Here is a 19,132-nt window from a genome sequence, read left to right on the forward strand (position 1 = left end):
CCGCTTTGCGCGTGCGCCGCGTACTCAGATTCAGGCCAAGTTCTCGTTGGGTCATCACGCCATTGTTCCTGTCGTGCCTCGCTCATGCCATTCGGGCTTGACCGGGGGTTTTGAACACCATCCATAGGTGGTCAAGCCAGTTTTTGATGAATTTCGAGAAATCCTCTGGAGTCGCCGAAACATACTGTATGCCGTTTTCAAAGGCATGTTTTATTCCGCAGCATCCTGTTTCGTGCCTCATCCTTTTGCTGGCAAAGACTATCTCGGTTATTGGGCTACCCTTTGTATAGATGTTCCCATGGGCGAGGGCGTTTCTGATGATGGAAACCACTTGCTGCACTTTTTGGGTGTCGGTAAGTGGGGCTGATTTCCAGTTGTCGGGGGCATCCTTCCAGTTGCTGTCAGTGTGCGTTCCGTAGCGCCACGAGTTGGGGTTGTTGCTGCTGTTTACGAGGGGTGATGATGAAAAAGCCTGATTCATTAATTTATTGTGGCTTTTTATCCCTTCTGGGATTTTGCTTCCGTCGTCCGCAGGATGGCCATTTTGAAGCCGCTCAGAGGGTATGACTAGACCTGTAGATGCAATGCTAAGTAGTAAGGTGACGTCCAGGCGCTCCGCATGACAAACGTCTTCCATCAGCTTTAATAGCCGTCGGCAGCGAGTCGGAAAGTCTTGAAAAAGATTGGCGTAAGCCGTCATGCTGCATGCCTCGTGTTTTCGTTATTTCCCCCGGCTATCCTTCAACCCAGTCACCCGGTTGAACACCACCTTCCCGCCCACGCCATGGTCCGCCCGGTCGGCCACAAAGTAGCCATGCCGCTCGAACTGGAATTTCTCATCCGGCTTCGCGGCGGCCAGTGAAGGCTCCACGTAGGCGGTGACGACCTTGAGGCTGTTGGGGTTCAGGGCTTCGATGAAGTCTTTGCCGCCGGCGTCGGGGTTGGGGTCGCTGAACAGGCGGTCGTACAGGCGCACTTCGGCGCTCACGCCGCTGGCCACGCTGACCCAGGTGATGGCGGCTTTGGCTTTCACGCTGTCGGCGCCGGGGGTGCCGCTCTTGGTGCCTGGGATCACTTTGGCGTGCACTTCGGTCACGGTGCCGTTCGCGTCCCTGGCGCAGCCGGTGCATTCGATGACGTAGCCGCCCTTGAGGCGCACGACGTTGCCCGGGAACAGGCGCTTGTAGCCCTTGGGCGGCACTTCTTCAAAGTCCTCGCGTTCGATCCACACTTCCTTGCCGATCTTGAACACGCGGTCGGGCGGCGGGGTCTGGCCTTCGGCGATCGCGCTGTGGGGCAGGGCGGGCTGGGTGCAGTCTTCGGTGTAGTCGTCAGCGCCGAAGGCCTCGGCCCAGTTGGTGAGCACCAGCTTGACGGGGTCGAGCACGGCCATGCCGCGGTGGGCCTTGTTTTCCAGGTCTTCGCGCAGGCAGCCTTCGAGCGTGCTGTAGTCGATCCAGGAGTCGCTCTTGGTCACGCCGATGCGCTCGGCAAAGAGCTGGATGCTTTCGGGCGTGTAGCCGCGGCGGCGCAGGCCGACGATGGTGGGCATGCGCGGGTCGTCCCAGCCGCTGACTTTGTGGTCGTACACGAGCTGTGCGAGCTTGCGCTTGCTGGTGATGACGTAGGTGAGGTTGAGGCGGGCGAATTCGTACTGGCGCGGCGCCGGGTGCGCGAGCAGGCCGCCTTCGCACAGGCGGTCCATCAGCCAGTCGTAGAACGGGCGCTGGTCTTCAAACTCCAGCGTGCAGATGCTGTGGGTGATCTGCTCCAGCGCGTCTTCGATCGGGTGCGCGAAGGTGTACATCGGGTAGATGCACCACTTGTCGCCGGTGTTGTGGTGCGTGGCGCGGCGGATGCGGTAGATCGCCGGGTCGCGCAGGTTGATGTTGGGCGAGGCCATGTCGATCTTGGCGCGCAAGACCATGGAGCCGTCTTCGTGCGCGCCGTCGCGCATTTCGCGGAAGCGCGCCAGGTTCTGCTCGGGCGTGCGGCTGCGGAAGGGGCTGTCCACGCCGGGTTTGCCGAAGTCGCCGCGCGCGGCGCGCATCTGTTCGCTGGTCTGCTCGTCCACATAGGCGTGGCCAGCGGTGATCAGGTACTCGGCGGCGCGGTACATGAAGTCGAAGTAGTCGCTGGCCTGGAAGAGGTGGCTCTGGCCGTTGGCTTCCCACTGGAAGCCCAGCCACTGCACCGCGTCGAGGATGGAGTTGACGTACTCGGTGTCTTCCTTCTCGGGGTTGGTGTCGTCAAAGCGCATGTGGCAGACGCCACCGTAGTCGCGCGCCAGGCCGAAGTTCAGGCAGATGCTCTTGGCGTGGCCGACGTGCAGGTAGCCGTTGGGCTCGGGCGGGAAGCGGGTGCGGATCTTGGCCGGGTCGGGCTGGCCAGCGGCGTGGTGCGCGGCGTCGCCGGGGCTGCCGGCCCAGCGGCGGCCGGCGTAGGTGCCTTGCTCCAGGTCTTTTTCGATCACCTGGCGCAGGAAGTTGGAGACCTTGTGCTCCTCGCCGGTGGGGGTGGCGGGAGGATTGTTTTTAGAGGGGGAAGAGGGGGTGTTGGAGCTCATTCGCCCATTCTAGGGCGGGGGCCGGGGCAACCGGGTCAATGGGCGAGGGCAGACTCCCGCGTGAGCGCAGGCTCGGACGCTGCTGGCGTGGCGCTCCGGGTTGGCGTCTGGTCCGCCTGCACCATGCGGCCCACGGACTGGTCCACACCGGTGTTGGCCGCCACCTTGGCGTCGATCTGGGCTTCGCGAAGCGGCTCGCCCTTGGCCTGCTGGGCGAAACAGATTTGGCCGTCCTTGACTTTAAGGTGGTCAATGCAAGGCATGCCCTGTTCGCGGGCTTCGGCGGCCACTGCATGCACTGTGTTGTCCATGCCCTGGTCCCAGGCGAGCTGGTGGCGGTCGGCCAGGGCACGCACGTGACGCTCGCTGTCGTTGAGCAGTTGCTGGCTCGTTGGCGAAAGGGCGGGTCGCGATTCGTTCGGCTGCTGTTGCGGCTGCTGTGCCTGTGGCTGTTCCGCACGCTGTGCCGGTGCGCGAGGGTCGACGTGGAGCAGGGGCGTTGTCGCACCGTCGCGGGTGATGTTCAGATCAACCACTCCGTTGCCCCGATCTACGCGAGAGATCTGGCTGCGCTCGATCTCGCTCCACTGCCCACCGATGTAGGCCGCGCCATGGCCATCACGGTTCCAGTGCACGAAATCTCTGCCCGCCACGAAAAAGCCGGCCTGAGGGCTGCCGTTGGGTGGCTGCGGACGACCTTCGGCCATCGTTTCACCACGGTCCAGCGCATGGATGAAGCGCTGCGAAGCTTCCGGTGTGAGGAACAGCGAACGCACCGTGTCGTACTGGAATCCGAAATTGGGATTGGCCGGATTAGGCTGGTGTGCGTCGACAGGTCCCACGAGCGGGTTGGCGACCACATTGGTCCAGGCCTGCGACAGCGGGTTGGTCGGCGATGCGTTGTGCAGTGCGTTGAGCACCGCAGTGCCGCGCAGGGTGTTGTCGGCGCCACTCTGGATGTAGTCCGGGTCCCCATTCGCCTGGTTGGGAAGCAGGGCGTCGATCGCCGTCTTGACCTGATCGGGCGTGGTCAGCGTTCCGGCTTCGACGCGGCGCATGATGCCGGGCCAACGTCCGTCTCCGGCCTGGTTCTGCAGCTTCATGAACATGCCGGCCAGCTTCGCCTGATCGTCGTCGGACGCGTTGCGGTAGGCGTCGGTGCGCCTCAGACGTTCGAGCGCGGAGTCTCCGTTGCCGCGAACCGTGTCCTCTGCGGTCACGCCATTGACGTGCTGCGTGTCCAGGCCATGCACGAATTCCTTGCCCTGATCGGAGGCCAGAAAACGGTTGATGTTGGTGCGATCAATGTCGTGGGCGCCGGCCGCCCGCATCTGCTTTCCCGTGCGCTGAAGGGCTTCGAGCGTGTCGTCAAATCCCGCCCGCGTCAGCTCCACGGCAGCTCGGTCTGGCTGCGTGGCCGCCCAACGCTGGTAGTTGTCGAGCATCTGGCGCGCGACTTCCGGGTGCTGCCCCAGGTCGATTTGCAGGGTGCCGAATGAGTAGCCGCTGTTGCCCACCGGGTCCATGACACCGTTGCGAACGTTGCCGGCGAAGCTCAGGCGGTAGGACACGTCACGTCCTGCAATGCTGCCTTCAGAAGAGACACCGACCGCAAAATAGGCCGCTGCCTTCAGCTCGTTGTCCGTCATGGCCTTTCCTCTTACTGGCCGGAAAGACAAGCTTCAACCCATGGCTGCTTGGCGAGCGCCTCCAGCGAAGGGTCCGGACGCTTGACGCGCTCGAAATCGGCGAAGCACTTGCCACCCTTGCCATCCAGATCGCCAAGCTTGCCGTCACACAGCCGCAAGGGGCGGTCGATGGCTTCCCAACCGACGTCGCACTGGGTACGTGTCTCGCTGCCCTGCCGCCCGCAGATGCGCGTGCGCCGCGCTTCGCCAGGTGAAACCACCTCGGCCACGACCCTGCCCTCGTAACCTGCGCCCGTCGCGACATACGACCAGGTGCCGCAGATTCGCTTTCCTCGCTGAAGCAGCAGGTAGCGGCTGCACAGGTCGGGAGAGTCATTGGGCCCGCAGGACTCCCAACTGCCTGCAAACGACGCGGTCTGCATGGATTTGTTGCCGCTCGTGGTGGTCATTGTTTGCGCGCAAGCGGTCATCGCCGCCGCGATCAACAGTGGGAGAAACAGTTTTTTCATCGATTGCCTCGCCTGTGTCGTTGGAGGTAGAAACGGGTGAGCCGTCGTGCGGCCAAGGTTGAGTAGGCTTGCCAAGGGCCGGATCACGGTGTCTTTCCGCGGAGTTTTACCCACTCTGGGTCGTCGACCATCTGGGACATGAATGATCCGAGGTGGTCGTCCTTGTGGCGGTGTACACAACTCGGTTCCGAGGCAGATGCGCCCTGCGACCACCAGCCGGTCGGAGCCTTGCTCGCGGTGATCGCCAATTGGTCGTTGGCTTCAACATCTCTTCCCATTGCGAACTGTAGAAACGCCCCTTTGTCGGTCATGACAAACATGTTCTGTTGCGCAGACACAGACACTGTCTGTGTCATGAACCGTTTGTAGTCCTGGGGGTTTTCAGGGTGTCGAAACTGCACTTGACCCTTCCGGGTGCCAATGGCCACGTAGGCGTACCCTGGGTTGTCTTCGGCCTTTCCCTGGAACTTGTTGAAGCCTGGTGACCCGCAGAGCGAAATCACGCGCTGGCTTGTCAGTTCGCAGGAGAAGCCCACAACTTCTTGGGGCTTGCAAAGGTGACGCGCCACGTGGCGAGAGGTGATGGAGTCTGCCGCAGATGCGCTGCAAGACAACGCAGCGATAGCAACAGCAAGCACTGCCGACAAAAGGCAAGATGATGGATCCATGTTCTGAATTCGCTCCGCTGAACCAACGTCGCGGCGTGTGTGACAAGCGATCGATTGTGCCTTTTGGCGCGGCAGTGGCAATACCGCGAGCAGGGGAGTCGTTCAGGGCGGTTGACTCGTTTTGTGCATTAATTTCTGTATTGACAGAAATTTCAGATCGGCGCACGATGCCGCCCATGGAACTGACCGATACCGCACGACGCTTCGTGGTCCACTGGGGTGAGATGGGCACCGCCTGGGGCGTGAACCGCACCGTGGCGCAGATTCACGCGCTGCTGTTCTTCCACGGCCGCCCGCTGCACGCCGAGGACATCGCGACAACGCTGGTGGTGGCGCGCTCCAATGTGAGCACCAGCCTGCGCGAGCTGCAGAACTGGGGCCTGATCCGGCAGACGCAGGTCTTGGGCGACCGGCGCGACTACTTCGAAACTTCCTCGGACGTGTGGGAACTGTTCCGCACCATCGTGCGCCAGCGCAAGGAGCGCGAGTTCCAGCCGACGGTGCAGATGCTTCAGTCGCTGGTGGGTACGCCGGAATTCGAGCAGGAGTCGCCCGACGCGCAGGACCGCGTGCGCGAGACGCTGCGTTTCATGCAGACGCTGGGCGTCTGGACGGACGAGATGCTGCGCCTGTCCCCCGCGACGCTGGAGAAGGTGATGCGCCTGGGCGCTTCGGTGCAGAAGTTCGTGCGCTCCGAGACCTGACCGGTCTCAGGGGCTTTTTTTTGAGATCATATTTCTGTTTTGGCAGAAATTACGGAAATCAACCAGGAGATGGCGATGAAGGTCTATGTCGTGGGCACATCGGGGTTCATCGGGCGGCACGTATCGGCCGCACTGTCGGCCGCGGGGCATGCGCTGGTGACCGGGCCGCGGGTCGATCTGGCGCAGGCGACGTCGGCGGCCGACTGGCTGCCGCGGCTACAAGGCGTGGACGCGGTGGTGAACGCGGTCGGGGTATTGCGCGACACGCGGCGGCGGCCGATCTGGCCGACGCACGCCGAGGGGCCGAAGGCGCTGTTCGACGCCTGCGCGCAGGCGGGCGTGCGCCGCGTGGTGCAGGTGTCGGCGCTGGGCGTGGACAAGAGCGAGACGGTCTACGCGCGCAGCAAGCGCGCGGCCGACGAGCACCTGTGGTCGCTGGTGCAGGCGGGCAAGCTGGACGCGGTGGTGGTGCGGCCGAGCGTGGTGGTCGGGTCGGGCGGCGCGTCGACGGCGATGTTTCTCGCGCTGGCAAAGCTGCCGGCGGTGATCCTGCCCGGGCCGGTGGCGCGCGGGCTGGCGCAGCCGGTGCATGTGAACGACGTCGCCGAGGCGGTGCGGCGCGCGCTGGACGGCGAGGCGGATGCGCTGGTGGCGGGTGGGCCGAACGCGTTGCCGCTGGTCGGGCCGGAAGTGTTCACGCTGCGGGCGCTGATCGCGGGCTGGCGCGCCGCGCTGGGCCGTTCGCCTGCGCTGGTGGCGCTGCTGCCGGACGCGCTGAGCCGGCTGAGCGCGCGGATGGGCGACCAGGTGCCGGCGGTGCCGTGGTGCACCGAGGCAATGGCGCTGCTGGCGCAACCGAACACGGGCGACGTGCAGCCGTTGACACGCCTGCTGGGCCGGGCGCCGGTGTCGGTGCGGGAATGGCCGAAGGAGCTGCGGGGATGAACCCGCTGGAGCGCTGGAGCCTGGTCGCGCTCTGGTGGGGCACGGCGCTGGTGTCGGCGCTGGGCTGGGGCGGCATCAGCCACGCGCTGGTGAGCGACGCGGGCTTGGTGCCGGCGGCCTGGGTGTCGCCGCTGGTGGCGGAGGGCATCGCGCTGGATGTGGCGATGGGTGCGTGGCTGGTCTGGCGGCCCGGCGAGATGGCCTGCCGTGCGGGCATCGTGGTGGTGCTGGGATTCACGGCGCTGGCCACGTTGCTGGTGCCGGGCGCCTGGTTGCACCCCTTCGGCCCGCTGTTGAAGAACCTGCCGATCCTCGCACTGATGGCGCGCGGCAGCGGCTGGTGGGGCATGGACGCCAGGGAGGGCGTGCGATGAACCTGTATCTCTTGCTCAAGACGCTGCACATCGTGTCCAGCGTGGTGCTGGTGGGCACGGGCTTCGGCTCGGCGTTCTATCTGTTCATGACCAACCGCAGCGGTTCGGTGGCCGCGCAGGCGGTGGTGTCGCGGCTGGTGGTCAAGGCCGACTGGTGGATGACGACGCCGGCGGTGATCGTGCAGCCGCTCAGCGGCATCGCGCTGGCGCATCTCGCGGGCTGGCCGCTGACCACGCCGTGGATCGCGCTGGCGCTGGGCCTGTATGTGCTGGCGGGGCTGTGCTGGCTGCCGGTGGTGGCGCTGCAGCTGCGCATGGCGCGCATCGCGGATGCGGCGGCGCGCAGCGGTCAGACGCTGCTGCCGATTGCCTACTGGCGCATGGCGCGCTGGTGGGAAGGGCTGGGTTACCCGGCCTTCGCGGCGATGGTGGTGGTCTTCTGGCTGATGGTGTTCAAGCCGCCACTCTGGGGCTGAGGCCGCTGGCCGGGGCTCAGAAGCTGGTGTGGCCCCAGCCGGTGGCGGCCACCAGGCGTTCCAGCGCGAAGGCGCCGAGCACCGAGTTGCCCTTGGCGTCGAGCTCGGGCGCCCAGACCGCGACCGTGCCAACCTCGGGCACCACGGCCACGATGCCGCCGCCCACGCCGGTCTTGACCGGCAGGCCGATGCGGTAGGCGAAGTCGCCCGCGGCGTCGTAGGCGCCGCAGGTCAGCAGCAGGGCGTTGACGCGCCGGGTTTCGTCCGGGCCGAGGAACTGCTCGTCCGGCTGGCCGCTGCGGCTGAGGTCGCGGCCGTTGTTGGCCAGGAACAGCGTGGCCTGGGCCAGCTGGGCGCAGCTCATCTCGGTGGCGCACTGGCGGCAGTAGTTGTCGAGCACGGCCTCGGGCTCGTTGCGGAAGTTGCCGTGGCTTTTCATGAAATACGCCATCGCCATGTTGCGGTGCGCGGTGTCGCGCTCGCTGCGGGCCACGCGCGGGTTCCAGTGCAGACCGGGCTCGTCGGCCAGCCGCCGCAGCGCGCCCAGCAGGGCGTAGTCGAGGTGGGCGTAGCGGGTGGTCAGGATGTCGGTGATGACCAGGGCGCCGGCGTTGATGAACGGGTTGCGGGGCACGCCGTTCTCGGTTTCGAGCTGGACGATCGAGTTGAAGGCCGCGCCCGAGGGCTCGCGGCCGACCCGCTGCCAGAGCGCGTCGCCCTCCAGCTTGAGCGCCAGCACGAAGGTGAACAGCTTGGTGATGCTCTGCAGCGAAAACGGGGTGTGGGCGTCGCCGACGCTGTGGGTCTGGCCGTCGATGGTGGCGATCGCGATGCCGAACTGGTGAGGGTTCACTTCGGCCAGCGCCGGGATGTAGCTGGCCACCCGGCCCTGGCCGAAGAGGTCGCTGGCTTCGCGGTGGATGTCGGCCAGCAGGGCTGGCAGGTCGTGGGGCTTGGGCATGGTGGGCGCGGATTCTAGGCGCGGGCAGCCGACAAGGGGAGCGCGGGGGGGTGTCAGCGGCTGGCGCTTTCCGATATCGTTGCAAGAATTCGTAAAAATCAGGCGAACCGCATTCAAGAGAGGCGAGAAGATGAACAAGGACAACCCGGACACCTTCGTGATGGAAGACCAGAGCGAATGGGAAGCCACCCAGGTCGACGACGTCTTTCTGCCCTCGGTGCAGGTGTTGATCCGCTGGAGCGATGTGGAGGCGGCGGTGGCGCGGGGCGCGATCGTGCCGGCCGAGGCGCACGGCCTGTGGGCCAGCTGGGCAGCGCCCGGCAGCCCGCTGCGGCGCATGGGACAGCAGATCGAGCAACCCTACCAGTCGACCCAGGTGGACGACACCGAGATCGACGACCTGCCGCCCCTGCCGCCCGCCGGTGGGGGCATGAAGTCCGTGGTGATGTTGCTGCTGGGCGTGGGCGTCGGTGCCGCGCTGATGTTTGCCATCGGCCGCTGAGCGGCTTTTCCCTTCCTCCTTCTCAGTCGGGCTGGTTCCAGCCCTTGGCCGGCGCATGCTGCCGCTGCTGCGCCAGGTCTTCCTGCATCTGCCGCTCAAACTCCTCGCGGGCCTCGCGCATGCGCTTGATGATGTCGTCGCGGTCGTCTTCCTGGCGCGCGGTCCGGGCCTGACGCACGGCCTTGACCGTGTGCCGCCGGAAGTCGTCGGCCAGCTGCCGCGCATGGAAGCGGTCGAAACCCAGCAGCTCCAGCGTGGCGCGGGCGCTGCGCAGCGAGCTCTCCAGCACCTCGCGCTGCGCGTGGTGCACATGCGCGTCGACCAGGTCCATCTCGTGCACCGCGTCGAAGGCGCGCGCGACGATCGGCAGGTCCGGATGGCTCTCGTGCAGCTCGTGCGCCAGCCGCGTGGCCTGCGCGGCGTCGTCGATGGCGATCACGAAGGCGCGAGCCTTGCCCACGCCGGCCGCGCGCAGCAGGTCGGGCTGGCTCGCGTCGCCGAAATGCACCTTGAAGCCGAAGCGCCGCGCGGAGTCGACGGTGTCGGCGTCGTGGTCGATCACGGTCGGCTTGATGCCGGCGCTCAGCAGGGTACGGGCGACGATCTGGCCGTAGCGGCCGAAGCCGGCCAGCAGCACCGGCGACTCGGCGTCTTCGATGGTGTCGGCCGGCCTGTCGTCGCCGTCGGGCCGGCTGCGGCGGTCGAAGGCGATCAGCAGCAGCGGCGTCGTCACCATCGACAGCGCCGCGATCAGGGTCAGCAGGTCGGCGGTGGCGGCGGGCAGCACCGACGAGGCCTTGGCCGCGGCCAGCACCACGAAGGCGAACTCGCCCACCTGCGACAGCAGGATCGCCAGCAGCGAGCGCTGCGAGCCGGTGAGCCGGGCGACCGGGCCGAGCAGCCACAGGCCCAGCGCCTTGAGCGCGACCACCAGCACCAGACCGACGATCACCTGCAGCGGTGCGGTCAGCAGCAGGCCCAGCTGCATGCTCATGCCGACCGCGATGAAGAACAGGCCCAGCAGCAGGCCCTTGAACGGCAGGATGTCGTTCTCCAGCGCGTGGCGGTATTCGGAACTCGCCAGCAGCACGCCGGCCAGGAAGGCGCCCAGGCCCATCGACAGGCCGACATAGTCCATCAGCGCTGCGACGCCCAGCACCAGCAGCAGGGCGAAGCCGGTGAACAGTTCGCGCACCTGGATGCGGGCGACGAAGCGCATCGCCGGGTAGGCCACGTGGCGGCCGATCACGATCACCCCGGCAATGGCCGCGGCCTGCAGCAGCACACCACCGTGTGCCGCGCCGTGGCCGGCCTCGGGAGCGGCAGGCGCAGCGGTGCCCAGCACGGCGGCCAGCGCCAGCAGCGGGATCGCGGCGATGTCCTGGAACAGCAGCATTGCAAAGCCCGTCTGCCCGACCGGGCGCGGCATCAGGTTGCGCTCCTGCAGGATCGCCACCGCGATCGCGGTCGACGAGAGAGACAGTGCCAGCGCCGCGACCAGCGACGCCTGCCAGGTCCAGCCCAGCAGCAGGCCCAGGGGCATCAGCAGCGCCGCGCAGACCAGCATCTGCAGCGCGCCGCCGCCGAACACGGCGGTGCGCATGGCCCACAGGCGCTGCGGTTCGAGTTCGAGGCCGATCACGAACAGCATCAGCACCACACCGAGTTCCGACACATGCAGGATCGCGGTCGGGTCGCTCACCAGGCCGAAGCCGACCGGGCCGATCACCATGCCGGCGACCAGGTAGCCCAGCACCGAGCCGAGCCCGGCGCGCACCGCCAGCGGCACGAAGACCAGCGCGGCCAGCAGGAACAGGATGGCCTGGGTCATGCCGCACCTTCGCCCAGCGCGATCTGCGCCTGCGACAGCCGCTGCAGCAGGCCGCCGCAACTGGCGCTGACCTCGGCGTGCGAGTTGGCGTGGCCGCCGTGCACCACATAGGGCTCCAGCCAGTGCATGCCGCAGAAGCGCGCCGTGTGTTCGATAGGCGCCACGAAGTCCGCGAACGGCCGACCGTGTGCGCCGCCCGGCGTGTAGTCGCTCAGCAGGCCGCCGGCGCTGGTGACCCACCAGGCGGTCTTGCCGCGCAGGGCCTGGCCCTCCGGCCCGTAGGCCCAGCCGTAGCCGAGCACCTGTTCGAACCAGTGTTTCATCAAGGCCGGCACGCTGTACCAGTGCACCGGCGAGAGCCAGACCACCAGATCGGCCTCCAGCAACGCGGTGCGTTCGGCGGCGATGTCGATGTCGAAGTCGGGATAGAGGTCGTAGAGCGCGCGCACCGTGGTGTCGGGCTGCGCCTCCAGGGTGCGGCGCAGGGCCTGGGTGACCAGCGAGGCGCTGGCGCGTGGGTGGGCGTGGATGACGAGGGTCTGGGGCATGGGGCCAGGGATCACTGCCCGAAACGCGGGCCGTTCTGCAGGAAGGCTTCTTCTTCGGGCGTGCTGGTGCGGCCAAGCACGGCGTTGCGGTGCGGGAAGCGGCCGAAGCGCTCGACGATGCCGGCGTGTTCGCGCGCGGCCTTCAGGTTGCCGTCCAGCCGCGCCTGCAGCGCGGGCGGACTCTGCCGCCACAGGCTCTCGAACTTGATCACGCATTCGTCCTGCAGTGTCGGGCTCTCGGCGTGCATCAGCGGCATGTAGAAAAACACGCGGCCGACGGTGGGCAGCTCGGTGTCCTGTTCCAGCGCCAGGCTCTGCAGCACCAGCCGCTGCGCCCGGCCGTCGCCAGCGAAGGCGCGGGCCTGCCCGCGGTGGGCATTGCGGGTGAACTGGTCGAGCAGGATCACCAGCGCCAGGCGCGAGCTGGTGGCGCTCTCCCATTCGGTCAGGCCACCGTCGAGCACCTGTTCCACCAGGGGGCCGAAGCGCAGGCGGATCTGTGCGTCCAGTTCCTGACCACCCCGGAACCACAGCCCGCTGCGGTCGTCGGACGGCCATCCCAGGGCCAGGCCGTCGCCAAACCAGAAGTCGAGAATGTCTTGCGGATCAGGGGTCATGCGGGAAAACCAGGGGTGCGCTGTTACGAATGGCTACGAGATTGACGGTGCGTGGGGTGCAGGTTACCGGCAATCGTCCTGTAATCAGGGCTCGGGTTGCGATTCCAGCCCCGAGAACATGGAGAACCTCACGATGAACACCCTGACACACCGCCTTGAACGCTCTTCTCACTGGGCCCGTGGCCTGGCGACCCTGGGCCTGGTGGCCGGCGCCTGGGCATTGACCGTGGCCGCCAGCAGCGCCCACGCCCGCAACGATGTCTACTGGTCGGTGGGTGTGAACGGCCCTGGCGTCACCATCGGCGCCTCGAACGCCCCCGTGGTGGTCGCCTCGCCCCCGGGCTACTACTACGATCCGCGCCCGGTGGTGGTCCAGCCGGCGCCCATCTATGTGCCGCGCCCACCCGTGGTGTATGCGCCGCAGGTGGTCTATGGCCCGCCGGTCGTGTACGCACCCCGTCCGGTGGTGATCAGCGGTCCCAGCTACTGGGACGATGACCGCGGTCGAGGCCACTGGCGAGGCCGTGGTCATGGCCACGGGCACGGCCGCGACTGGGACGACGATCGCCGCGGCGGCCACTGGCGTTGAATGGTTCCCGCGCTTTGCCGCTGCGCGGGTGGCTGATCCGGCTGCCCGGCGCCGGATCGCAGGCTGCTTTTCACCCGCGGGCCATGCGGGCCGCGATGCGGGCGGCGAGCCGGGCGGTCACACCGGCCGGGTCCAGCGCGGGATTGAGTTCCGCGATGTCGCTGGCGACCAGGCGTCCCGTCGCCAGCACCTGATCGATGAAGGTTTCGACCTGGGCCAGTGGCAGGCCCAGGGTCGACGGCGCCGACACCCCGGGCGCGACCGGCGCCGGCAGCACGTCCAGGCACACCGTCAGGTACACGCCGTCGCAGGCTTGCAGCGCCTGGGCGAGTGATGCCTGTGCTTGGGCCATCTGCGCCGGACTCTGCAGGGCCTCATCCAGCCAGTAGCGCACGCCGAGTTCGTCCGCGCGGTCGAACAGCGCCCGCGTGTTGGCGAAGCGGCTGATGCCCAGCACGCAATAGTCGAACGGGCGGCCCTGAGCCGCGCACCATTGCGCGATCTGGCGGAACGGTGTGCCCGAGTTGCCGCGCGCCGCCTGCCGCAGGTCGAAGTGCGCGTCGAGGTTGACGATCAGCGGTTTTTTCAGGTCCGGCCGGGCGCGCATCAGGCCCTGGAACGTGCCCCAGGCGACCTCGTGACCACCGCCGAGCACCAGCGGCCGGCAGCCCTGCGCCATCACCGCCGCCACACGCTGCGCCAGCGCCTCCTGCGCGGTGTCGAGTGCGTCGTCGGTGGCGGCGTCCGGACATGCCACGTCGCCCGCGTCCCACAGCGCCGGCTCGCCCAGCACCGGCATGTTGGCCAGCGCGCCACGCAGGGCGTGCGGGCCTTGTGCGGCGCCGGGCCGCCCGCCGTTGCGGCGCACGCCTTCGTCGACCGCGAAGCCGATCAGTGCCACGCCGTCGTGCGACGCGGCGTCGAAGGTCTGGACCCGCTGGTGCCAGCGGGTGCTGTCGCCGGGTTCTTCGGTGTCCACGCGGCCCTGCCAGACGAATGGGGTGTTCATGCGCGCTCCTGTCCCGCCGCCACAACGCGGCGGCAAGGGTTGTGGCCGAACCAGTAGGCCAGTTCGTTCGGGTGGTCGAGGTCCCAGGCGACGAAGTCGGCGCGCTGGCCGGCGGCGAGTTGTCCGCGGTCGCGCAGGCCGAGGGCGCGGGCAGCGTTCGTCGAGATGCCGCGCACCGCTTCGAGCGGCGTGAGGCGGAAGAAGGTGCAGGCCATGTGGGCCGCCAGCAGCAGCGAGAGGCCGGGCGCGGTGCCGGGGTTGTGGTCGGTGGAGACCGCCATCGGCACGCCGGCCTCGCGCAGCGCGGCGATGGGCGGCAGCTTCGTTTCGCGCAGCATGTAGAACGCGCCCGGCAGCAGCACGGCGACCGAGCCGGCCGCTTTCATTGCGGCGATGCCGTCGGCGCTCAGGTGTTCCAGGTGGTCGCAGGACAGGGCGCCGAACGACGCCGCCAGCGCGGCGCCGCCCTGGTCGGAGAGCTGTTCGGCGTGCAGCTTGACCGGCAGACCCAGCGCATGCGCCGCGTCGAACACGCGGCGCGTCTGCGCGGGCGTGAAGCCGATGGTTTCGCAGAAGGCGTCGACCGCGTCGACCAGGCCCTCGGCGTGCAGCCGGGGCAGCCATTGGCAGACGGCGTCGATGTAGTCGTCGGCCCGTCCCTCGAATTCGGGCGGCAGGGCATGCGCGCCGAGGAAGGTGGTGCGCACATCGATGCGCCGGTCGCTGCCGATCTGGCGTGCGACGCGCAGGCAGCGGGCTTCGGCCTCCAGCGACAACCCGTAGCCCGACTTGATCTCCAGCGTGGTCACGCCCTCGTCCATCAGTGCCTGCGCGCGCCGGGCGGCGAGGGTGAACAGCGCGCTTTCGCTGGCGGCGCGCGTGGCGGCGACGGTGGAGCGGATGCCGCCGCCCGCGCGGGCGATGGCCTCGTAGCTGGCGCCGTTCAGCCGCATCTCGGCCTCGGCCGCGCGGTGGCCGCCGTAGACCAGGTGGGTGTGGCAGTCGATCAACCCCGGGGTGACGAGCAGGCCGCCGAGGTCGTGTTCCTGCGCCGCCCGACCGGCCTCGGGCAGGGCGGACAGCGGACCGGCCCAGACGATGCGCTCGCCCTCGGTGAGCAGGGCGCCGTCGTCGACCAGGCCCCAGCCGTCGCCGGTCAGCGTGGCGAGGCGGGCGTGGTGCCAGAGTTGCGGGGTGTTCATGCGGTGGCGTCCTCGTGGCAGAACCACCAGCCGGGCAGGGCGGTGGGAGCGTCGGGTTCAAAGGTCCAGCGCACGCCGTCGGCGGGGTCGGCCGTGAGCAGGGTCAGGGCGGGCAGCGCGCGGGCATCGGGGCCGGCGCGCCAGGTGCCGGCCACGCGGGTGAACAGGCCCGCCAGGCCGTGGCGCGGCGGCTGCCAGGGGCCGTCGACGGGCTGCAGCGCACCACGCCCGCCGCGTCGCATCAGGTTGAGGTCGCGCACCGGGCCGCCCAGCAGGCGGCAGCCGGGTGCGGCGGCGCCGTCGAACACCAGCGGCGCATCGCCGGGGCGTTGCTCGACGGCCGGGCGATCAGCGAAGTCCAGCGCGACACCGTCGCCGTCCAGCACCACGAAGTGGCGGACCACGCCGGGGTAGGCCGAGAACGGGCCGTCGCCGGCGATGTCCGCCACGCTGAGGCGGCAGCGCCAGTCCTGCGGCGAGGGCCAGGCCAGCAGCTCGCGCGTGAAGCCACCCCCGTTGCGCCAGGGCACGGGGGCAACGTCGCGGGTGCTCAGTTGCCGCATGGCGCTCAGTGGGTCCAGAGGCCGGCGAGGGCGTCGCCGTTGCCGTCGGTCGCGTGGCCTTGCAGCACCAGGCCGCGCGCGGCCTCGATGTCGGGCGCGAACAGGCGGTCGCGGTCGTAGAACGGCACCTGTGCGCGCAGCGTGGCGTGGATGGCCTGCAGGCGTGGCGAGGTGGCGAGCGGGCGGTGGAAGTCCACGCCCTGTGCGGCGGCCAGCCACTCGATGCCGAGGATGGTGGCGGTGTTGTCGGCCATCTCGGCCAGGCGGCGCCCGGCGTAGGTGGCCATGCTCACGTGGTCTTCCTGGTTGGCGCTGGTCGGCAGGCTGTCGACGCTGGCCGGGTGGGCGTGCGACTTGTTTTCCGAGGCCAGCGCGGCGGCCGTGACGTGGGCGATCATGAAGCCGCTGTTGAGGCCCGGGTTGTCCACCAGGAAGGGCGGCAGGCCCGAGAGTGTGCTGTCGATCAGCAGCGCAATGCGGCGCTCGGAGATGGCGCCGATCTCGCTGATCGCCAGCGCCAGCGTGTCGGCGGCGAAGGCGACCGGCTCGGCGTGGAAGTTGCCACCGGACAGCACTTCATTCGTGTCGGTGAACACCAGCGGGTTGTCGGTCACGGCGTTGGCTTCAATCAGCAGCGTGCGCGCGGCGTTGGCAATCAGGTCGCGGCAGGCGCCCATGACCTGCGGCTGGCAGCGCAGGCTGTAGGGGTCCTGCACGCGCTCGTCGTTGTCGCGGTGCGACTGGCGGATCTGGCTGCCCTGCAACAGGGTGCGCGTGACGGCGGCCTGGGCGATCTGGCCGGGCTGGCCGCGCGCGGCGTGGATGCGCGGGTCGAAGGGGGCGTCGCTGCCCTTGGCGGCGTCGACGCAGAGCGCGCCGATGGCGGTGCCGGCTTCGAGCAGGCGCTCGGCCATGAACAGGCCGTGCAGCGCGAGCGCGGTCGAGACCTGGGTGCCGTTGATCAGCGCGAGGCCTTCCTTGGCGGCCAGCGTCAGCGGCGCGATGCCGGCGGCCTTCAGCGCCTCGGCGGCCGGGCGCATCTGCCCGTTCACGCGCACCGGGCCTTCGCCCATCAGCGCCAGCGTCATGTGCGACAGCGGGGCGAGATCGCCCGAGGCGCCGACCGAGCCCTTGACCGGGATCACCGGCATCACGCCCGCGTTCAGCAGCGCCAGCAGGGTGTCGATCACGACCGGGCGCACGCCCGAGAAACCGCGCGACAGGCTGGCCGCCTTCATCAGCATCACGAGCCGCACCGTGGCGTCGCTCATGGGTTCGCCGGTGCCGACCGAGTGCGACAGGATCAGGTTGCGCTGCAGCTGTTCGAGTTGCTCGTCGGGGATGCGGGTCTTGGCCAGCTTGCCGAAGCCGGTGTTGATGCCGTAGGCCGCGTCGCCTTTTTGCACGATGGCGTGGATGGCGGCGGCCGAGGCGGCGATGCCGGCGTGGGCCGCGTCGGTCAGTGCGACGGTCACGGGCTGCTGCCAGACGGCGCGCAGGTCGGCCAGGGTCATCTGGCCGGGGTGAAGAGTCAAAGCGTTCATGGACATGGTGTGCAGGAGTGAAGTGTCTTCGGACCAGTGGCGCGGTGGAACCGGCTTTGCCGGGCCACAGGCGCCGCGGGGGGAGCCAGTTACCCGATCATGGGGAGTTTCAGGCCTTGTTTTTTGGCCGTGGCAATCGCCAGTTCATAGCCCGCATCGGCGTGGCGCATCACGCCCGAGCCGCAGTCGTTCACCAGCACACGCGCCAGGCGTTCGGCCGCGGCGTCGGTGCCGTCGGCCACGATCACCATGCCCGAGTGCTGCGAGTAGCCCATGCCCACACCACCACCGTGGTGCAGGCTGACCCAGCTCGCGCCGCCGGCGGTGTTGAGCAGGGCGTTGAGCAGCGGCCAGTCGCTCACGGCGTCGGTGCCGTCCTTCATGGCTTCGGTCTCGCGGTTGGGGCTGGCGACCGAGCCGGTGTCGAGGTGGTCGCGGCCGATCACGATGGGCGCCTTGAGTTCGCCGTTCTTCACCATCTCGTTGAAGGCGAGGCCGGCGATGTGCCGCTCGCCCAGGCCCAGCCAGCAGATGCGTGCGGGCAGGCCCTGGAAGGCGATGCGTTCGCGCGCCATGTCGAGCCAGCGGTGGGTGTGGTGGTTGTTCGGGAACAGCTCCTTGATCTTGGCGTCGGTCTTGTAGATGTCTTCCGGATCGCCCGAGAGCGCGACCCAGCGGAACGGACCCTTGCCCTCGCAGAACATGGGGCGGATGTAGGCCGGCACGAAACCGGGGAAATCGAACGCGTTTTGCACGCCCCGGTCGAACGCGACCTGGCGGATGTTGTTGCCATAGTCCACCGTGGGCACACCCATGGCGTGGAAGTCCAGCATGGCCTGCACGTGCACCGCACAGCCCTGTGCGGCCTCGACGGTCAGCCGCTGGTGCTGCGCCGGGTCCTTCTGCGCGGCCTTCCACTGCGCCACCGTCCAGCCCACCGGCAGGTAGCCGTTGATCAGGTCGTGGGCCGAGGTCTGGTCGGTCACGATGTCGGGGCGGATACCGCCGGCCTTGGCGCGCCTCACCAGCTCGGGCAGCACCTCGGCGGCGTTGCCGAGCAGGGCGATGGAGACGGCTTCCTTCTTCGCGGTGTGCTCTTTGATGAGTTCGAGCGCGTGGTCGATGTCGCGCGCCTGTTTGTCGACGTAGCGGGTGCGCAGGCGGAAGTCGATGCTGCTCTGCTGGCACTCGATGTTGAGCGAGCAGGCGCCGGCCAGCGTCGCGGCCAGCGGCTGCGCGCCACCCATGCCGCCCAGGCCGGCGGTGAGGATCCACTTGCCCGAGAGGTCGTTGCCGTAGTGCTGCTTGCCGGCTTCGACGAAGGTCTCGAAGGTGCCCTGCACGATGCCCTGGCTGCCGATGTAGATCCAGCTGCCGGCGGTCATCTGGCCGTACATGAACAGGCCCTTGCGGTCCAGTTCGTTGAAGTGCTCCCAGTTGGCCCACTTGGGCACGAGGTTGGAGTTGGCGATCAGCACGCGCGGCGCGTTGCTGTGGGTCTTGAACACGCCAACCGGCTTGCCCGACTGCACCAGCAGGGTCTCGTCGTCGTTGAGGTCTTTGAGCGAGGCCAGGATCTGGTCGAAGCAGGCCCAGTCGCGCGCGGCGCGGCCGATGCCGCCGTACACCACCAGGTGCTGCGGGTTCTCGGCCACCTCGGGGTCGAGGTTGTTCTGCAGCATGCGGTAGGCGGCTTCGGCGATCCAGTTCTTGCAGCTCAGCTGGTTGCCGCGCGGGGCGCGGACGACCCGGGTCGGGTCGAGGCGGGGATCGGTGTTGGTGCTCATGGGTGTCTCCTTCTGTCCGGACAGGTGAATGCCTTGATGGGCTTAAATGTATATACAAATTGTGCCGAAGTAAACTGAACTGTCAAGT

The 19,132-nt window shown here is 68.1% G+C and carries 20 protein-coding genes; 6 read left to right on the forward strand and 14 right to left on the reverse strand.

Going from position 1 to position 19,132, the window contains the following annotated elements; genetic code table 11:
• Window positions 1–82: 82 nt before the first annotated feature.
• From ACS5NL_RS02670 to ACS5NL_RS02690, 5 genes are all read right to left on the reverse strand, one after another.
• A complete protein-coding gene (locus ACS5NL_RS02670; protein ID WP_439352042.1) occupies window positions 83–700 on the reverse strand; it encodes a HEPN family nuclease in 618 nt (205 codons plus the stop codon).
• A gap of 21 nt (window positions 701–721) precedes the next feature.
• Window positions 722–2,566 carry a glutamine--tRNA ligase/YqeY domain fusion protein gene (locus ACS5NL_RS02675; RefSeq protein WP_439352043.1) on the reverse strand — a complete coding sequence of 615 codons (1,845 nt, stop codon included), beginning with the start codon at window positions 2,564–2,566 and terminating at the stop codon, window positions 722–724.
• A 35-nt stretch (window positions 2,567–2,601) separates the two neighbouring features.
• Window positions 2,602–4,215 (reverse strand): XVIPCD domain-containing protein, encoded by a 1,614-nt coding sequence (locus ACS5NL_RS02680; protein WP_439352044.1) that lies wholly within the window; start codon window positions 4,213–4,215, stop codon window positions 2,602–2,604.
• Between the two features lie 11 nt (window positions 4,216–4,226).
• Window positions 4,227–4,724: a hypothetical protein gene (locus tag ACS5NL_RS02685; protein WP_439352045.1), complete on the reverse strand. Its 498-nt coding sequence runs from the start codon at window positions 4,722–4,724 to the stop codon at window positions 4,227–4,229.
• Between the two features lie 83 nt (window positions 4,725–4,807).
• Window positions 4,808–5,392 carry a hypothetical protein gene (locus ACS5NL_RS02690; RefSeq protein WP_439352046.1) on the reverse strand — a complete coding sequence of 195 codons (585 nt, stop codon included), beginning with the start codon at window positions 5,390–5,392 and terminating at the stop codon, window positions 4,808–4,810.
• Window positions 5,393–5,568: 176 nt separating this feature from the next.
• Here ACS5NL_RS02690 and ACS5NL_RS02695 point away from each other — a divergent pair, with 176 nt between their 5' ends.
• The 4 genes from ACS5NL_RS02695 to ACS5NL_RS02710 are packed head-to-tail and all read left to right on the forward strand — an operon-like array spanning window position 5,569 to window position 7,891.
• Window positions 5,569–6,096 (forward strand): GbsR/MarR family transcriptional regulator, encoded by a 528-nt coding sequence (locus tag ACS5NL_RS02695; protein ID WP_439352047.1) that lies wholly within the window; start codon window positions 5,569–5,571, stop codon window positions 6,094–6,096.
• Window positions 6,097–6,135: 39 nt separating this feature from the next.
• Window positions 6,136–7,041: an NAD-dependent epimerase/dehydratase family protein gene (locus tag ACS5NL_RS02700; RefSeq protein WP_439352048.1), complete on the forward strand. Its 906-nt coding sequence runs from the start codon at window positions 6,136–6,138 to the stop codon at window positions 7,039–7,041.
• Window positions 7,038–7,415, forward strand: a complete 378-nt coding sequence (locus ACS5NL_RS02705) for a DoxX-like family protein (RefSeq protein WP_439352049.1) — start codon at window positions 7,038–7,040, stop codon at window positions 7,413–7,415. The genes ACS5NL_RS02700 and ACS5NL_RS02705 overlap by 4 nt, the downstream gene beginning before the upstream one ends.
• On the forward strand, window positions 7,412–7,891 hold the full coding sequence (locus ACS5NL_RS02710; RefSeq protein ID WP_439352050.1) for a DUF2269 family protein: 480 nt from the start codon (window positions 7,412–7,414) through the stop codon (window positions 7,889–7,891). The genes ACS5NL_RS02705 and ACS5NL_RS02710 overlap by 4 nt, the downstream gene beginning before the upstream one ends.
• Window positions 7,892–7,907: 16 nt before the next feature.
• Here the strand turns inward: ACS5NL_RS02710 and ACS5NL_RS02715 are convergent, their stop codons facing one another.
• Window positions 7,908–8,852, reverse strand: a complete 945-nt coding sequence (locus tag ACS5NL_RS02715; RefSeq protein ID WP_439352051.1) for a glutaminase — start codon at window positions 8,850–8,852, stop codon at window positions 7,908–7,910.
• A 130-nt stretch (window positions 8,853–8,982) separates the two neighbouring features.
• On the opposite strand from ACS5NL_RS02715, the gene ACS5NL_RS02720 reads away from it, so the two are divergent.
• A complete protein-coding gene (locus tag ACS5NL_RS02720) occupies window positions 8,983–9,354 on the forward strand; it encodes a hypothetical protein (RefSeq protein ID WP_439352052.1) in 372 nt (123 codons plus the stop codon).
• A 22-nt stretch (window positions 9,355–9,376) separates the two neighbouring features.
• On the opposite strand, the gene ACS5NL_RS02725 is transcribed toward ACS5NL_RS02720, so the two are convergent.
• Genes ACS5NL_RS02725 through ACS5NL_RS02735 form a run of 3 tightly spaced genes read right to left on the reverse strand, consistent with a single transcriptional unit; the run spans window position 9,377 to window position 12,350 of the window.
• Entirely contained in the window at window positions 9,377–11,185 is a 1,809-nt protein-coding gene (locus ACS5NL_RS02725; protein WP_439352053.1) for a monovalent cation:proton antiporter-2 (CPA2) family protein, read from the reverse strand.
• Window positions 11,182–11,733, reverse strand: a complete 552-nt coding sequence (gene kefF / locus ACS5NL_RS02730; protein ID WP_439352054.1) for a glutathione-regulated potassium-efflux system oxidoreductase KefF — start codon at window positions 11,731–11,733, stop codon at window positions 11,182–11,184. Before kefF ends, ACS5NL_RS02725 begins: the two co-directional genes overlap by 4 nt.
• A gap of 11 nt (window positions 11,734–11,744) precedes the next feature.
• A complete protein-coding gene (locus ACS5NL_RS02735; protein WP_439352055.1) occupies window positions 11,745–12,350 on the reverse strand; it encodes a DUF924 family protein in 606 nt (201 codons plus the stop codon).
• Between the two features lie 133 nt (window positions 12,351–12,483).
• Between ACS5NL_RS02735 and ACS5NL_RS02740 the strand changes: the two genes are divergently transcribed.
• The gene (locus ACS5NL_RS02740) at window positions 12,484–12,939 is read left to right on the forward strand and encodes a hypothetical protein (protein ID WP_439352056.1); all 456 of its coding nucleotides are present in this window, start codon (window positions 12,484–12,486) and stop codon (window positions 12,937–12,939) included.
• A gap of 70 nt (window positions 12,940–13,009) precedes the next feature.
• Here ACS5NL_RS02740 and hutG read toward each other — a convergent pair whose 3' ends face one another.
• The 5 genes from hutG to hutU form a co-directional block, all read right to left on the reverse strand.
• Window positions 13,010–13,948: a formimidoylglutamase gene (gene hutG, locus ACS5NL_RS02745; protein WP_439352057.1), complete on the reverse strand. Its 939-nt coding sequence runs from the start codon at window positions 13,946–13,948 to the stop codon at window positions 13,010–13,012.
• Window positions 13,945–15,150, reverse strand: a complete 1,206-nt coding sequence (hutI, locus tag ACS5NL_RS02750; RefSeq protein WP_439352058.1) for an imidazolonepropionase — start codon at window positions 15,148–15,150, stop codon at window positions 13,945–13,947. The genes hutG and hutI overlap by 4 nt, the downstream gene beginning before the upstream one ends.
• Window positions 15,147–15,713, reverse strand: coding sequence for a HutD/Ves family protein (locus ACS5NL_RS02755; protein ID WP_439352059.1), 567 nt, complete (start codon window positions 15,711–15,713; stop codon window positions 15,147–15,149). The genes hutI and ACS5NL_RS02755 overlap by 4 nt, the downstream gene beginning before the upstream one ends.
• Before the next feature lie 5 nt (window positions 15,714–15,718).
• Window positions 15,719–17,263 carry a histidine ammonia-lyase gene (gene hutH / locus ACS5NL_RS02760; protein ID WP_439352060.1) on the reverse strand — a complete coding sequence of 515 codons (1,545 nt, stop codon included), beginning with the start codon at window positions 17,261–17,263 and terminating at the stop codon, window positions 15,719–15,721.
• Between the two features lie 83 nt (window positions 17,264–17,346).
• Window positions 17,347–19,044 carry a urocanate hydratase gene (gene hutU, locus ACS5NL_RS02765; protein ID WP_439352061.1) on the reverse strand — a complete coding sequence of 566 codons (1,698 nt, stop codon included), beginning with the start codon at window positions 19,042–19,044 and terminating at the stop codon, window positions 17,347–17,349.
• Window positions 19,045–19,132: the final 88 nt, after the last annotated feature.

The sequence above is a fragment of the Hydrogenophaga sedimenti genome (genome assembly GCF_051857515.1).
Lineage (GTDB): Bacteria > Pseudomonadota > Gammaproteobacteria > Burkholderiales > Burkholderiaceae_C > Hydrogenophaga.